Origin of the sequence: Paenibacillus sp. FSL k6-2145 (assembly GCF_037976585.1) — a bacterium.
Lineage (GTDB): Bacteria > Bacillota > Bacilli > Paenibacillales > Paenibacillaceae > Paenibacillus.
This window is the reverse complement of record NZ_CP150267.1, coordinates 3,258,766-3,273,814: the sequence shown is the minus strand read 5'-3', so window position 1 is coordinate 3,273,814 and position 15,049 is coordinate 3,258,766. Positions and strand designations below refer to the sequence as shown.

Here is a 15,049-nt window from a genome sequence, read left to right as displayed (position 1 = left end):
GATTCACCCCCGTGTGCTGCCTTATGCTCATTACCCTCAACTATTAGGGTTCATTATATCAAGAGCGGTATGCGGATACACTCCCAAACATCAAGTCGGGGAACGTTTATTTTCAATTCACCTTCAACCCATTGCGTTTTCAGAAGATTTTCGGTAATTAAGGCTTCCGCTTCTCCTGCAGGACTCCCCTCACCAGAGCCCACCGTAATCTCAATATCGTGGAGCGGAAGGACGGAAGACAATGGTCTGCGTCCTGCTCCGTTGACCAGATGAATAAGCAGCTCGTCGTCTTTGCGAAAAACCGTTAATTGTAGTCCCGGAATTGCTGTCACAGATACCGTTGCCTTTCCATCCAGCAGAAGGTCTACGGCGTTAGCAAAGAGTCTGAAATGTTCCTCCAGCTTAAATTCCTGGATTAGACTGCTAAGCGAAAAAGGTAAATAACACGCCTTCCCCCCTCCAAGTGTACGAAGCAGTGCCAGCGGCAGATCCGTCTGCTTCACAGCCAGTGAAGCACGTTCAGGAGGTGCGCCGACACTTTCCAAAGGAGAAAATGGAGGCACCAATGTTGCCAATACCTGTACGTCTGTATCGATCGGTTGGCAGTACATTACCTTGCCGCGATGGGGGATAAGTTCGGTCTCTTCCAATTCACGCTGCAATGGGTTCGTGTCCTTAGGTGTGTCTATGCCTACAAGTGCCGAAGATTCGAAGCGCAAATAAGAAGCGAATAAATACTCACTCTCTTGCATTTCCCCGGTAATACCGAACAGATCAGCCATAAGGGACTTGCTCTGCTTTTCTTCCACGGGCAACTGCCCTTCTGCAAACACACTGCCTCCTTGACTCACATATTCATGTAACGTTTTTGCAAAATCAGGCGGATACGTGCATCCTTCAGGCAAAAGAATGACCTGGTACCGATGCAGATCCACGCTTGCCAACTGTTCCGGCAGAATCACATCAAACGGAATTTGCTTATGAATCAGCGCTTCAGCCAGACCTTCTGCAGAACGGTCTGCATTCCACAGTAATGCTACCTGACATACCGGCTGTGCACCGTCCATATATGAAGCAAGTTTTGCCGCATCCGTGTTGACTTCCCTCACCGTACGCAAGATTCGCTTATCCGTAATTGTATCCGGAATTCCGGTCAGGGAGTGCCAGAGTTGGCCTCCATTGGCCGGGATCTGCGAGAGCCAGAACCGGTACTCGGCTGGTGGAAGCCCCGTGTGGCGCCAGTCCATCCCCGGACAGGAATGAATGATGCCGAAGGGATCTGGACGTCCAGGAACGGAGCGCCCCACTTTGATACTAAGCGCCGGCTGCCAAAATTCCGGTATACGTGTATGTCCCAGTGACAGGACATCCTGTGGCTCCGTGCAGAGCATATCCGTAATGGAAACCCTCTTCTCCAGATGATCCCGGTGCAGATTATAGTACAGAATCATTGGTACTTCAGGTCGGACAGTCTTAATCTCCTGATACATCCGTCCCAGATTATCATCGAAGCAACGTGCAGCAAAATCGGGTTCGAGCTCGGCAGACGTTCCAGGCAGATCCGCACCATATAGACCTCTATATTTCTCCTGACATTTGGAGCATTGGCAGAAGACATATCCGGGGGCGTTAAAGAAAACACCGTCGATCTCATAACGTTCCAGCGCCTCCCGAATGACTGGAACAGCCAATTCCTCGTTCCGATAACCCCCGTTAATGCAGGTCGACATGAGAAGCGGCCAATGACCCGGGCGTGTAGCCCCAATAATATCCGGTTGCCCTCCTTCCTTACGTGTAAACCATTGGGGCCGCTGCAGATAGACGGAGTCCTCTGCCTTGCTGAAATCAAAGCGGGCGATAAATCGAATTCCCCGCTGATGACAACTGTCGATCAACTCCCGCAGCAGATCACTGTCTCGGGACAAATAGCCATTATGCACATGAAAATTCACTTGGGATGAATACCAGGCATAGATCCCACCGGTATTGAACACCATCGCATTGGCGCCCATCTCCATGATCTGATCCGCAAGCTTTTCGGGATTAATCTTTGCCGTATCCTTGACCTGCATATTGGGCTGGATGATGCTTAGCGGCTGCTGCCACCATGGACGATGTTCCTGCTCGGTTATTGGGCTCTTCATCGCTTCTCCTCTATTCCGTTATTGTAGGTTGATTGAATTGATCGTACGCTTTGGCCATTTCCTGGTACGCCTGCTTGATGTCAGGCTGATTATTCAATTTGTCTACATAGGCTCTGAGTTGTTCCACACTGGTTTGACCGACAATCGTCCGGGTTAGCATGGAACTGTATTCGTCTGCGTATTTAGGCCACGTTTCTCTCCATGCTTCTGAAGTGATGACTCGATAGAAATCAATCTTGCCTATCTCATCAAAGTTCTCGACTTCCTTGATTTTGGCATCATTATAAGCCTTGTCACCAGAAGCACTGATCACCTTGCCCCATTTGGCGTAAGCGAGCACTCCCGCCCCTTTGCTGGTCGTATTCACTTCCTTAACTCCCTGTTCCGTCAGAACCTTCTGACCGTCCTGTTCCGTATAATGAACACCTTCAATTCCATAGTAAGAGAAATCTGTCATCTCCTGAGAAGCCGTCATGTCAAAATACTTCAGAAGCTGCTTCACCTTTTCTTCCGGCACCTTTTTCGAAATATAAAATCCACCAGCTACGCCGGTTTCCAGCCCGACTGCCGCATCTCCATGAGGACCTGTCAGGGACAGATTCAGAATCTTCGCATCCGGTTGGCCGGATTTCTTCATGGCCTGCTCCCATTCGTGATCCCACCAGATTGGACGTCCATAGGAAGCGGCCCGATTGGTCTTGAAGAGTTCCTCAGCCTGGCTTTCTTTCATGACGGCATACTCTTTCGATAACAATCCATCCGCATACAATTCACGGAACCACTCAATCATCTCGATATACTGAGATGTTAAGCCGGGGCTCATCAACCCGCCGTCATTATCGTAGGTGGGATTATAAGCTCCGAATCCCGCCTGGAACATTGCTGGTGGATTGTTGATGAACAATAAGCCGACGGTATCCTTATTCCCGTTGCCATCCATGTCACTATCTACAATCTTTTTCAAGACTTCCCTATACTCTTCGAATGTCTTGGGAATCGGCAGGTTCAGCTTCTTCAGCCAGTCCTCCCGAATCTTCAGCCCTCCATCAATACGAGAGCGGGAACGCGGCACCGCATAGATTCCTCCATCGACTGTCAGATACTTCAGGGCATCGGGTGCAAGATTCTCCTTCAGATTCGGATATTCGCTGAGATCTCCAAGGAACGGCGTCAAATCCCAGAACGCACCATTTTGAATGGCAGTAATCAGAGTTGGACGAATCTGATTCTGGTAGGCTACCACTTCGGGCAGGTCACCCGACGCGAGCAGCAGATCCAGCTTCGTATCCAGATCTCCAGAGGGTACCCATTCGATATCCAACTTGGCATTCGTTCGTTTCTCCCATTCTGTCCAGTATTCATTGTCCATATCAGGAATCTCATTGTATAAGCCTGCAAACATCTTGATATTCAGCGTCTCATCTCCCCCAGATTCCCCTATACCTGGATTAGTGGCTTCTCCCGATCCACTGCACCCGGCAAGCATGGAAACGGTCAAAAGAATGCAGAGCCAAGTCGTCCATCGTTTATTGAGCTTTTGCATTGTTATTTCCTCCCCTAAAACCTTTTAGTAAGCGTTTGCATATTTATTGATAAACATTTTGTTTATTCACTTTGTAACCGTCACCCTTTGACCGAACCAATCATGACCCCTTTGGCAAAGTGCTTCTGCAAAAATGGATATACGATCAGGATCGGTACCATCGCCAGTACAATGGAAGCCATTCGAATCGTCTCCTGCGGCACAACACTTTCGTCACTGGCTCCCGCCTGAGCCACGGCGACCGAATTCGAATCGATTACAAGAGTTTTGATGAGTAACTGAAGCGTCCATTTGCTAGAATCGGATAGATAGATGAGTGCATTGAAATAAGCGTTCCAGTGTCCCACTGCGAAGAACAGCGTAAACGTCGCGATGGCTGGCATCGATAACGGAATTATGATGCGGATGAAGGCCGTCAGGTCACTGCATCCGTCAATCTGTGCCGCATCCTCCAATTCGGAGGGCAGCGATTCGAGAAAGCTTTTAATCACAATGAGGCTCCATGCATTCGTCAGTCCAGGCAGAATCATGGACCAATATGAGTTCAACAGCCCCAATTCCTTAACAAGCAAGTAGTTGGGAATAATGCCGGCACTGAACACCAAGGTGAAAATGACCAGCCCCATGATCCACTTATGACCGGGTAACGACTTCTTCGTTAAACCATAGGCCATCGTGAAGGATACGATAATATTCAGTATGGTGCCAACCACCGTAATAAACAATGTGCTTTTGAAAGCGTTCAGGAAGCTATTCGTTGATAAAATGTAACGATACGACTCCAGCGACCATTTTTCCGGAAAAAGATAAAACTTCAGCGGCACATACACTTTCGGATCGGTAAACGATACGCTGAACACGTACAGAAACGGGAAAATGCAGGCTAGCGAGATCAAGGCAACCAGGCTGTAATTGATCCAGTCAAAGAGTGTCAGACCTTTTTTCTGCACAACAAAGCTCATTTCTTATCCTCCTGTCCAAAAAGAACAACGACCCTCCGGATTAATAGATTCCCTCGTGTCCAAGTCTTTTCACAATTTTGTTGGCAGCCACAATCAGGAACAATCCGACCAGACCTTTGAACAGTCCTACGGTAACTCCGATGCTGATCTTCCCTTGCAAAATGCCATACGTGTAGGAATACGTATCGAATACCTCCCCTACCGAGCGCACCAAGGGGTTCATCATCAGCAGGATCTGTTCAAAACCGGTATCAGCCATGCTCCCAAGGCGTAGAATGAGCAAAATGATAATTGTTGGCCGAATGGCTGGCAAGGTAATATGCCAGATCTGCCGGAAACGTCCGGCGCCATCCACAACCGCTGCTTCGTAACGCTGAGGATCGACCCCCGCCATCGCAGCAAGGAAAATGATTGTCCCCCAACCGGCTTCCTTCCACATGCTTTGGGCGGTAAGTAAACCCCAAAAATAATTCGGTTCGGATAAAAACGAAATCGTGTCTTTCCCACTCTGCGCAATCAGTTTGTTCACAATGCCAACGTCGGTGGAGAGCAGGAAAAACGTCATGCTTGCAACAACAACCCATGACAGAAAATGCGGTAAATATACAATGGATTGATTGATGCGTTTGAACGTCTCATGCCGGATTTCATTCAGCATCAGTGCCATCAGGATCGGCAGTGGGAAATGGAACACCAGCGCGATCAGATTGATGGCGAGTGTATTGCGCAGCATGATATAGAAGTTGGAACTGCCAAACAGTTCATTGAAATGCTTAAATCCCACCCATTCACTGCTCGTAAATCCAAGGAATGGATTGTAATCCTGAAAGGCGAGAAGCAGTCCCCAGAGGGGAACAACTTTGAATAATAAGAAGTACAACAGCCCCGGCAAAATGAGTAAATAAATCATCCGGTGTTTGTACATGCGCGATAGCAGACTGCCGGATTCCAACTTGCCACTTGAGCGGCTTATTGTCTTTAACTGGGTGTTCATCGGCTACATCACCTCTCTCTTCGAGGCATGATCCATGCCAATTACAATGGCCTCATACCGTGCCAACATAGGGAGGCTAATCCTTGTTACACTTGCCTCTCTCTTGATGGGAACAGCTTTGGACGAACACAGGGAGTACGCATGTATGGATGTGCCGATGTTGTTAAGTTCAATTGCAAGGTCATATAACGGTAACGCTTCCATATATGTCGTGCCATTGAAACCGGACAAGTTCAATAGCTGAACCAACAGGTTGCCATCTTCCATTTGGTTCAGGAACAGCTCTACACTGGCTGGAAGGTCTGTTCTCAATGAGCGTTCTCCAATGAACCGATCGAGTATATCCGTCACTGCATGTTTGTGATCTTCGAAACCGTGTTTGTAATACAACGCACCTGGATTCCAACCGTAATAGATGCCTGCCCCACGATCAACATATTGGGTGATCCCCAATCCGTAACTCTCTCCCATCTGATGACCATAGGCCCGCTCCGGTGGACCAAAAGAGGCTGGTTCGATATAAGGCATATATCGCTCCGTATGCGATGGATTGAACTGCATCCGCGAAAAACCGCCGCTGACCGTAATCCAATCCCGATCCTTCAGACTGGGAAAGAGATCATTGTCACCTACATGCAAGTAGGCGGCAGGCAGCATATCTACATCCCCTGAGTGGACAACCCCAAACCATTCCTGCAAACATTCCGCATCATTCTTGAAGGCATTGCCTGTAGCAAGCAGCGCTACTCCCTGACTTTGCACTTCTTTTAATGCTTCTAATGTTAGTGGTTCAGGACGTTGCATCCCGGGCAAGATGACTACTTTCACTGCGGCGAGTTTATGCGCCATGGCTGCAATCCGTTCTTCCACGATGACATCAAACAGTATGTGGGCTTCTTTTAACATTTTGAACAATCCTAGATATTCCCTTCCCGCCCCAGCCGCGGACGGTTTGATCAAAATCACTTCTGCCATGGAAGCGAGATGCCCATAGATATGTTCATGGTCTGCATGATAGCGGAAGATACGCTGTGCCACGGGAAAGTTCCTTCGATCCGGATATCCCTCAAATGCCCCAATGACACAGAAGTCCAGCCCTGATCCGTTCGCGATATTCTGAAGTAACCGCACTTCAGTCTCATACGGAGAAACACCTGTGAACCGGTAGGTCAGGTCGATGGCATTGATGCTGCAATTGCTGATCAGCTTGTTATCCCAACTCTGTACGACAGAAGCTACATTTTCAGAAGCAGAGTACTGCCATAAAGGTAAGGCACGGGTAAGTGATGTGTTGGATTCCTTGCGAATGATATCGACCTGGTGAGGATGGTAGGTGCTGATTGCCACATGAGGCCAGCGGGATTTAACCAAGTCATGAATTTTACTCAGAATCTCTCTGGAAGTGACCTCCTGAAACTGAAGATACGCTGCATGCAGCTCATGCTCAGGGCCTGTATAGTCCAGTAGCTCACTCCCGCAGATCTCTTTGAAACGACGCTGACAATTGTCACAGTAACAAGGACCATAATAGTTACCACTGTAATCCCAGTGCTGATAACCAAACATATTGAAGAAAATGCCGTCCACCGGATACTTCTCCAAGACTTCCGTGATGGTTTCGAGCGATTTTTCCTGCTGATACGCACTGTTCAGACACGTATGCACAATGCCATAATAATTCACTTCTTGTCCTTCACGATCACGATAAAACCATTCCGGATGTGCTTCAAAAAGCGATTCATGGGCTTTGCTGAAATCAAAACGGGCGACAAACTTCATATCCAGCTCATGCGCCTTAGTGACGGCTTCCTGTAGCACATCCGCATGAAGATAAGGTGTGACGTATTGGTGCTCCAATGTGGAAGGATAGAAGGCAAAGATGCCTCCCGCATTCATCATCAACACATTGGCTTGAAACTCCTGAAGTTCTTTCATCAACAGGTCCACATTCATCCCCGCATCGATCTCACGGAGATTGTTCTGAATCAGGCGAAGCTGGTTCGAAGACCACCAGTTCATTCGCATCGTCCTCCTCTTGTCTGCGATGTACTTTAACCGTATACCTTGGATGACAGGCACAGTAGGGACATTTTTTGCAGAAATCGGTTAGGAAATATATGTCTGTTCTACAGAGCCAATGAACAGTATGAAGGCATACACGCCAGATATGGCAGACAATAATTGTCCGTTTGCTACTTTGTTGAGTTTTTTGATTCAAAAAAACTGAAAAAGGAATCAACTTCCTGTATGCTGTACAACCTAACGGAAACTTCCTTCATTGGAAAGGAGGATTCCCATGAGTCGTGAAAAAGGTCAAATTACCATTTGGTTGTCCTTTTCCATCATTTTATTAAGTGCCGGACTAGTCTGCCATGTCTTGTCCATTCCGGCAATTCTCGAAGCGGGCGGCAGAGATGGATGGTTGTCTGTTGTAGCCGCCGCTCCATTGTTCATGTTGTTCCTATGTATGATGTATATCATCATTCGGCGAGTACGTGGACAGCGATTAACAGATTGGATTACCCGAGAATTCGGGGCGGTACCTTCCTGGATCTTCCGGATCTCCGCTTCCATTCTGCTATTCACGCTTGGCACACATACGTTGTATGAGACAACCAACTGGACCGTATCCACATATCTTCAATTCACGCCACCTTACGTTCTGGCTGGTGGCGGAGCACTGGTTGCTGCGTGGGCAGCGGCTAAAGGCATACGCTCCATTGCGATGACTTCCAGTCTGCTGCTGCCCTTTGTCATTTTGCTTGGTTATTTTGTAATGTCCGCCAATATGAAATACAAAGACTACAGTCTATTGTTCCCGATTATGGAGAACGGCATGGGTCCCGTGTGGCGGGGTATGATCTACTCCTTAGCCGGTCTTATGGAAATCTGGATTCTTATGTTATTCCAACATGAAGTCAAAGGCAAAATTCGTTGGTGGCATGTTCTGATCCTAGGCGTGTTTATGCTCAGTATGGCGATAGGACCAACGATCGGAGCCATCGTGGAATTTGGTCCCGAGGAAGCAGCAAAACAACGAAACAGTCCCTATGAGCAATGGAAACTTGTGAATATAGGCAAACTGTTGCAACACGTTGATTTTCTGTCCATCTATCAGTGGCTTAGTGGTTCGTTTGCAAGGGTGGCCATATCCATGTATCTCATCGTGGATCTGCTGAATTTCCGCAGACCGAAGAAACGATATATCGCCATCCTTACCATTACCGTCATCATGAGCTTCATGGCGATGCAATGGTGGCGCATTGATTACGTCGACTATTACGTGGATCATATTCAGTTCCCGGTCATGCTCGCTTATGTATCCATCGTTACCGTAATATTGACCATTGCCGCATTAATCCATAAAAAGGACAAGGAGGCTCCCGATCATGCCGATCTCAACCCAGCCCAAGAATAATCCTGACGTTGAACCGTTCCGAATGAACGAGCATAACCTGAATACCTTTTTTGCCGGATCTGACGATGTCATCATCAATAGTCATATGATCGGAGAACCTCCGATGCAACTCCTTATGACCTATTGCAGCGGTATGGTAGATAGTGAAGCGATCTACGATATTATTCTCCCGGAACTCAAACGAACATATGAAAATACACACTTTATCCGTACATCCGACATTGAAAAGTGCATCAGCCTGGATTGGACCCGAATGGATCTGCAAGATCCGGCATTTGGAACTGAACTGATGTCTCTCCGTGTTTTTGAAGGCCATATGTTGATCTGTATTCCTTCCCTGCAAACCATGTGGAGTATTGATATATCTAACATCCCTACTCGAACACCGGAGGAATCAACCACCGAAGTTTCGATTCGTGGGGCAAGAGATGGGTTCATCGAACCACTTGCCGTCAATGTTGCCTTGATACGCACCCGTCTGCGTACGAACCAACTGGCCTGCAATATCGAACTGATCGGTACACGTTCTGCCACCAAGGTGGCATTGATGTATATCAAGAATATCGCCAATCCGGAGCTGATCGAAGACGTCCAGGATCGGTTGCGTAAGATTGAGACGGAACGCATCTTGACCGCCAATGAACTGGAAGAATTGCTGTCGCCTTCGAAGATTACTTTGTTTCCCGTCACCCATTATACGGGCAGGCCTGACTTTGCTGCAGAATGTCTCCTGAACGGACGTTTTATCCTCATTGTAGACGGCAATCCCAGCGCCATTATTGGGCCAGTCAATTTGTTTCTTTTGCTCAAATCACCGGAGGATGCCAGCTTTCCCTTCTTGCCTGTGAACGTAGGACGGATGCTGCGCTTTCTTGGCCTGATGATCACCGTATTCCTGCCTGGCTTTTATATTGCGCTGACATCCTTTCATATGGATCAGATCCCCTTTCCTCTAGTCGCGACGATATCGGTTGGACGCATGGGACTTCCAATGGAATCGGGAGTGGAGATGTTTCTCATTATGCTGCTAATGGAGCTGTTCCGAGAGGCGGGGGTACGTTTACCAAGTGCCATCGGCCAGACATTAACGGTCGTTGGAGGTCTGATTATCGGAGATTCCGCCATTCGAGCCGGCATGGTCTCTCCCCTCATGATTGTCATTATCGCAGTTACCGTCGTAGCTGGAGCAACCATTGTGAATCAGGTCATGACCAGTTCTGTGCTGATCTTGCGGTTCCTTTGTTTTGTCTTGGGGGCATCCCTCGGCATCTATGGGTTCATCCTGTCGTTGATTCTGTTCCTCATCTACCTGACTGATCTCAAATCATTTGGCATTCCGTATCTCACGCCGTTAACACCGCTTCATTTCAAACAAGCGATAGCTTCATTATTTAAACTGCCAAAGGGGTTAGGTAAACGAAGACCCGTCTATCTTGAGACTCAAGAACCGCGTAAGAAAGGAAACGGACGATGAAACACTTGTTACAGCGATGTTTGCTGGGTCTGTTAAGCCTATCGATGTGCGTGATGACAAGCGGATGCTGGAGTGCCTTTGAGATTCAACAGGTGGACTACGCCAAAGCCTTTGGGATTGATTATAAGGACGGCATGTATCACCTGTATGTACAAACGCTGGATTTTGCCAGTGTCGCCAAAAGTGAAAGTTCAACCAAAAGTGCAGATACGCCGCCTGTTTGGGTCGGACATGCCGAAGGGAAAACCATGAGTCTAGCGCTCAACGAACTGTTTCGTACGGCTCAATTACACATGGCCTGGGGGCATGTTACAGCCATCGTTATGGCCGAAGGTGTACTCACCAGCAAACACATCAAAGAAGTGTTCGACATGCTGGGACGTTTTCCAGAATCCCGTTATACAACCTGGGTGTATGGAACACGAGAGCCACTGGAGAAAATTCTGAGTGCAACGTCCATGTATAATATGTCGCCACTGGACAGCATTCTTCACAACCCGCTCCCGACGTACATGGAAGAATCGTTGTATCCGCCTGTGCTTAGCTTTAAACTCATTGCAACACATAATGATCCGGCTACCACGACGTATCTGCCGAGTCTTGCATTGAACAATACCCAGTGGGCTGAGAATGAGAAGAAACATGATTTGTTTCTGGTGGAAGGGGCCTTTTTCGAGAAGACTGGCTATGACTTTGAATACTTTCCACGCAGTCAGCTTCCCGGTTATCACTGGCTAATTAAGGACATGCGGCGTGCTCCCTTGCTTGTGCAGAAGGATGGAACGATCTATGGAGCACTCAGTGTAGGCTTGCCAAAAATAAAAATTAAACCTGTCATTCATGGGGAAGAGGTCAAGTTCAACATTGACGCCCAATACCTCACCGCCCTGTACGAATACCTGGTACCCACCTCTTATGAAGAGATGATCCAGATTAGTGAAGTGAAGTTACGTGAGCAGATCATGCAGACCTATCGTCATGGCCTTGAGCGTGGTGTCGATATTTACGGCCTTCAGGAGAAGCTGTATCGCAAAAATCCAAAGCTCTGGCGTAAGTTATCAAACAATGGCAGCAAGATGATGCTTACCGAAGACTCGATTCAGGATCTGAAAATCCATCTCACGATTCCGTATACAGGGAAATATAAACGGAAAGTGTAGGAAACGCGTAAAACACCCCTTGTCCGTCTGGAGCCGGATAAGGGGTTTTAAGTTTATGATGTCGTTCGTTTGCAATTCGAATCATGCGGATCTGTTACTGCGAAGTTTCCATTCCATTAGCCAGCCTATCAATATGGAGAAAGATAGGCCGAACAGCAGGATCGGCACGTTGTAAAACAGTGTGTTCGTGTATTGGTTCAGCCAGCCAAAACGGTACACTGCCGAATTCGGATCATTCGTAAATCCATTGAGTTGCATTCGTAAGTCATCGATAATACGTAACTCCAGAAAGACTGACAACACACACAGTAGGAGAGCAATCAAGGGTACATAGACATGCACCTTTCCTCCCCAGCGCTGACGCTGATCATATAACCACCATTTGGACAAAGTTGTCGTCCAAATACATAGAATCGGGAAGGTCAGAAGAGATGGAGCTAACACTAGAAGTCCCAGGTTACCGTTACCAGACACTCCTCTACCAGGATCATGCTGGAAGGTTAATCCACGAACAGCACCAATCATGAGTACATTCCATATGAGGAAGATGAAGTATGGCTTGTTGATTCTTTTTAAACGACTCATATGTTACCTCCTAACCTCACTATCGAGAGATGAGTAGATGACGTGACCTTCGTCGTTCAACCCTTTTATGTCCCATATCATCTCGTGAATCGGCCGCTGGATTACCGCATACCACAACCTGCGGCTGGATTGATCGGAAGATGATTCCACGATTTCCGCTTCCAACCGTGAAGATGCCAGATTTGGTTCGTAGCGAATATGCACCTGGGTAATGTCAGCATCGTGGAGATACCCGTATATAATATAGATCATTTTGCCTTTGGACTCCTCGTATCCTGATATATGAGAAGAAAGCGGCTCGACCGGATTATCCTGCAGACCACCGCCTATTCTGGCCAGTTCGGAGAACCACATCTTTTGCTGGATCAAAGCAGGAGTCAGGTTATTCGTAGTGAGATCTTTATATAATACCAATTGTGTTCGCGGTTCAATAGTTGTAACTAGCTTCACCTGTTCGGCATTAATACCATTCTTGCTGAGCACTGAATCGAGGTCCTGCGGACCACAAGAGCGTATCAAAAACAAAGTTGCAGCGAGCAATACAAAGAACAACACGTACGCTACCTGTTTACGGTTGCGTGTCTTGAGCATAGATTAACGTCTCCTTAAAAATTGAATCTTTATAAACAATTAATTATCGTAGAAATGGTATGTCAGATAGTGCTGTCCCGAAGTAATCTACCAGCATCCATGCAGCGATCCATAACAATGGCAACTGCATGATCCAGTAAGGAAAGATGTATCTTTTCTCATGATAAGAAACCCATCCCGAAACCAAAGCCGCAATAACACAAAGTGGGTATGACATCAGTATCTTGCCTTCCAAACGACTTGCCACCTGATACTCAGAAGGAGTGGGTGCAGCGAGCGACATTCCCATGCCAAATGCGATCAATGGCCAGATCAGTAATGTCAGACCATATATTAAGGTGAAAATCATGATGTACAAGAAACTTATTTCTTTTCTTCTTATATCTTTGCTCAACAATCGAACTCTCTCCCATGTGTTCATTTTATTTAAAAAAAGACATCCAACGGCCGCTTACTCTCAACTAACTTTCACTTCTTATAATAATGCATTACCCGCAACCGAGTAGTCAGGATTAACGTCTGAGGAATGAGCACAAAGACAATATACATAAGTACAATTAACCATAGATGTGCGGCAAAATGTTCTGCACCGAAGGATGGCTTCGGACGTTCAATCCAATACCACCAGCACGGGATGGCAACAAACCATGTCAATCCCGTGGAGATGAACATATCTTTTATATCACTCCATAGAAAGCAGAACAGCGCGACGAACAAAATAGGACCTGTCCAGGAATCCAATATCGGTCCCCAGCTCTGGAAGACAAAGATAATGGCAGGATACAGGAGGTTAATGGTCCAGCGCCAAATGTTATTAGTGTATAGATTCATTATTTTTCACCTCGTTACGTACCGTTGCAATTTCACGTGAAAATACAGGCTACAAAAATTTGCGAAGATATGTACTCTCAATTTTAAAAGGTTATTCAATTACATACTGGGAAAGAAATGAAGAGAATAAGCATGATTTTGGATATTATAGCTCATACTACCTTCAGGAAATTATCGAAGGAGTGACAGTATGAGGTTAAAAAGTATCATCGCCGTTGGAGCTGTGTTAACGTTCTCAACTCTGTTATGGGGCTGTGGTAATGGCACTGCGAATAATGCTTCCCAGCAACAGAATGACACCGTTCGGTCGGAGAGTTGGAGCGATCCCAAACGACTAGAAGCTTCTCATCTCGAGGCACTTGAGCGTATGGAAAAAGATCATATCCACCGAATGGTTTCACTTAGTGCAAGTACAGATGGAGACAAAGTGATGACCACACTTGAACGATCGAGCCAAAAGTTGGAGGAAATGCGACCGCTCGCCGAAATGCTCCAGTATGAAGGACATCCGGCATTATTACAGCGAATTCAAGACATGTCCAGTGATATCCAAGGTTCCAAATCCGTCATTGCTGAGATGAAAAAATTGCCTCAGGACGGTAAAATTAAGATCCAGTCTGAGAACTCCGATTCCTTGCATCACATCAGCAGCTTCCGTGATTACCACCAGTATATTCAAGAGAAAATTCAAACATTGAACAGGAATACTACTGATATACACTAATCAGTTATAGTACTGCTTACCCAAGGGAGTAAATAGTTAGGTGGGAGGATTACTTCCTATCTGACTATTTACTTGTGAGCAGATATAGACAATTACAATTACTGTATCCTGCTGCAACCTTCCATGAATCGTACGTATCTTCTGTTCCTGTTGCACGAGTCCTTGCTGCAATTGCTCGCATTGTTGAAACAGCTCTTCGTAAATCCGACAAGGATCGGAATATTCTGTCTATGTCCACTTCCCTCCTGCTATCTACATATAAATAATATTAATGTTGATACTGATCAGCATTACGAAATCTTCTCTCCTTCGTAAAAATTAAAATAAGGCAATTCCGAAATTTCCTTATATCTTATTATCAGTTATATAGGTATCCATAAAAACTCTTCTCTGTTTACTGATCTAAAAAGTTAAAGTATATTATAATGTGCTAAGTTAACATATATAGGAGGTTTAAGATTATTTTTAATAATATTCAATCTGTATCTTTTATACTTTTAATCTTATCCCTTATATTGGGAGGTTGTAACTCTATAACGAATCAAGACAAGATTATTGAAGAAGCCACTCAAGTGGGTCATCAATACTTCATTAATCACTATAATACTGAAGTGGAATTCATT

At 46.4% G+C, this 15,049-nt stretch carries 13 protein-coding genes; 4 read left to right on the top strand and 9 right to left on the bottom strand.

Annotated elements, in window-relative coordinates; all coding sequences use genetic code 11:
- Positions 1–53 precede the first annotated feature (53 nt).
- From NZ043_RS14450 to NZ043_RS14430, 5 genes are all read right to left on the bottom strand, one after another.
- Complete coding sequence (locus NZ043_RS14450) at positions 54–2,144, bottom strand: alpha-amylase family protein (RefSeq protein ID WP_133386568.1); 2,091 nt, start codon at positions 2,142–2,144, stop codon at positions 54–56.
- A gap of 10 nt (positions 2,145–2,154) precedes the next feature.
- Complete coding sequence (locus tag NZ043_RS14445; protein WP_076332970.1) at positions 2,155–3,687, bottom strand: extracellular solute-binding protein; 1,533 nt, start codon at positions 3,685–3,687, stop codon at positions 2,155–2,157.
- Between the two features lie 80 nt (positions 3,688–3,767).
- On the bottom strand, positions 3,768–4,649 hold the full coding sequence (locus NZ043_RS14440) for a carbohydrate ABC transporter permease (RefSeq protein ID WP_076332971.1): 882 nt from the start codon (positions 4,647–4,649) through the stop codon (positions 3,768–3,770).
- Positions 4,650–4,689: 40 nt separating this feature from the next.
- Positions 4,690–5,643 (bottom strand): ABC transporter permease subunit, encoded by a 954-nt coding sequence (locus NZ043_RS14435; protein WP_091034419.1) that lies wholly within the window; start codon positions 5,641–5,643, stop codon positions 4,690–4,692.
- Between the two features lie 3 nt (positions 5,644–5,646).
- Positions 5,647–7,662 carry a family 10 glycosylhydrolase gene (locus NZ043_RS14430; RefSeq protein ID WP_076332973.1) on the bottom strand — a complete coding sequence of 672 codons (2,016 nt, stop codon included), beginning with the start codon at positions 7,660–7,662 and terminating at the stop codon, positions 5,647–5,649.
- 277 nt (positions 7,663–7,939) lie between these two features.
- Here NZ043_RS14430 and NZ043_RS14425 point away from each other — a divergent pair, with 277 nt between their 5' ends.
- Genes NZ043_RS14425 through NZ043_RS14415 form a run of 3 tightly spaced genes read left to right on the top strand, consistent with a single transcriptional unit; the run spans position 7,940 to position 11,695 of the window.
- Entirely contained in the window at positions 7,940–9,061 is a 1,122-nt protein-coding gene (locus NZ043_RS14425; protein WP_133386567.1) for an endospore germination permease, read from the top strand.
- Positions 9,033–10,535, top strand: coding sequence for a spore germination protein (locus NZ043_RS14420; RefSeq protein ID WP_091034427.1), 1,503 nt, complete (start codon positions 9,033–9,035; stop codon positions 10,533–10,535). The genes NZ043_RS14425 and NZ043_RS14420 overlap by 29 nt, the downstream gene beginning before the upstream one ends.
- On the top strand, positions 10,532–11,695 hold the full coding sequence (locus NZ043_RS14415; RefSeq protein WP_133386566.1) for a Ger(x)C family spore germination protein: 1,164 nt from the start codon (positions 10,532–10,534) through the stop codon (positions 11,693–11,695). The genes NZ043_RS14420 and NZ043_RS14415 overlap by 4 nt, the downstream gene beginning before the upstream one ends.
- An 81-nt stretch (positions 11,696–11,776) precedes the next feature.
- On the opposite strand, the gene NZ043_RS14410 is transcribed toward NZ043_RS14415, so the two are convergent.
- The 4 genes from NZ043_RS14410 to NZ043_RS14395 form a co-directional block, all read right to left on the bottom strand.
- Positions 11,777–12,280: a hypothetical protein gene (locus tag NZ043_RS14410; protein ID WP_133386565.1), complete on the bottom strand. Its 504-nt coding sequence runs from the start codon at positions 12,278–12,280 to the stop codon at positions 11,777–11,779.
- A 3-nt stretch (positions 12,281–12,283) separates the two neighbouring features.
- Positions 12,284–12,871: a hypothetical protein gene (locus tag NZ043_RS14405; RefSeq protein ID WP_133386564.1), complete on the bottom strand. Its 588-nt coding sequence runs from the start codon at positions 12,869–12,871 to the stop codon at positions 12,284–12,286.
- A gap of 43 nt (positions 12,872–12,914) precedes the next feature.
- Positions 12,915–13,265: a hypothetical protein gene (locus tag NZ043_RS14400; RefSeq protein WP_133386563.1), complete on the bottom strand. Its 351-nt coding sequence runs from the start codon at positions 13,263–13,265 to the stop codon at positions 12,915–12,917.
- Positions 13,266–13,339: 74 nt separating this feature from the next.
- Positions 13,340–13,702: a hypothetical protein gene (locus tag NZ043_RS14395; RefSeq protein ID WP_133386562.1), complete on the bottom strand. Its 363-nt coding sequence runs from the start codon at positions 13,700–13,702 to the stop codon at positions 13,340–13,342.
- 190 nt (positions 13,703–13,892) lie between these two features.
- On the opposite strand from NZ043_RS14395, the gene NZ043_RS14390 reads away from it, so the two are divergent.
- The gene (locus NZ043_RS14390; protein ID WP_133386561.1) at positions 13,893–14,426 is read left to right on the top strand and encodes a hypothetical protein; all 534 of its coding nucleotides are present in this window, start codon (positions 13,893–13,895) and stop codon (positions 14,424–14,426) included.
- Positions 14,427–15,049 lie beyond the last annotated feature (623 nt).

Coding starts and splice junctions, on each gene's coding strand:
- NZ043_RS14395 (WP_133386562.1), bottom strand. CDS start 13,702: ATGAATCTATACACTAATAACATTTGGCGCTGGACCATTAACCTCCTG.
- NZ043_RS14450 (WP_133386568.1), bottom strand. CDS start 2,144: ATGAAGAGCCCAATAACCGAGCAGGAACATCGTCCATGGTGGCAGCAG.
- NZ043_RS14440 (WP_076332971.1), bottom strand. CDS start 4,649: ATGAGCTTTGTTGTGCAGAAAAAAGGTCTGACACTCTTTGACTGGATC.
- NZ043_RS14430 (WP_076332973.1), bottom strand. CDS start 7,662: ATGAACTGGTGGTCTTCGAACCAGCTTCGCCTGATTCAGAACAATCTC.
- NZ043_RS14405 (WP_133386564.1), bottom strand. CDS start 12,871: ATGCTCAAGACACGCAACCGTAAACAGGTAGCGTACGTGTTGTTCTTT.
- NZ043_RS14445 (WP_076332970.1), bottom strand. CDS start 3,687: ATGCAAAAGCTCAATAAACGATGGACGACTTGGCTCTGCATTCTTTTG.
- NZ043_RS14415 (WP_133386566.1), top strand. CDS start 10,532: ATGAAACACTTGTTACAGCGATGTTTGCTGGGTCTGTTAAGCCTATCG.
- NZ043_RS14390 (WP_133386561.1), top strand. CDS start 13,893: ATGAGGTTAAAAAGTATCATCGCCGTTGGAGCTGTGTTAACGTTCTCA.
- NZ043_RS14410 (WP_133386565.1), bottom strand. CDS start 12,280: ATGAGTCGTTTAAAAAGAATCAACAAGCCATACTTCATCTTCCTCATA.
- NZ043_RS14425 (WP_133386567.1), top strand. CDS start 7,940: ATGAGTCGTGAAAAAGGTCAAATTACCATTTGGTTGTCCTTTTCCATC.
- NZ043_RS14420 (WP_091034427.1), top strand. CDS start 9,033: ATGCCGATCTCAACCCAGCCCAAGAATAATCCTGACGTTGAACCGTTC.
- NZ043_RS14435 (WP_091034419.1), bottom strand. CDS start 5,643: ATGAACACCCAGTTAAAGACAATAAGCCGCTCAAGTGGCAAGTTGGAA.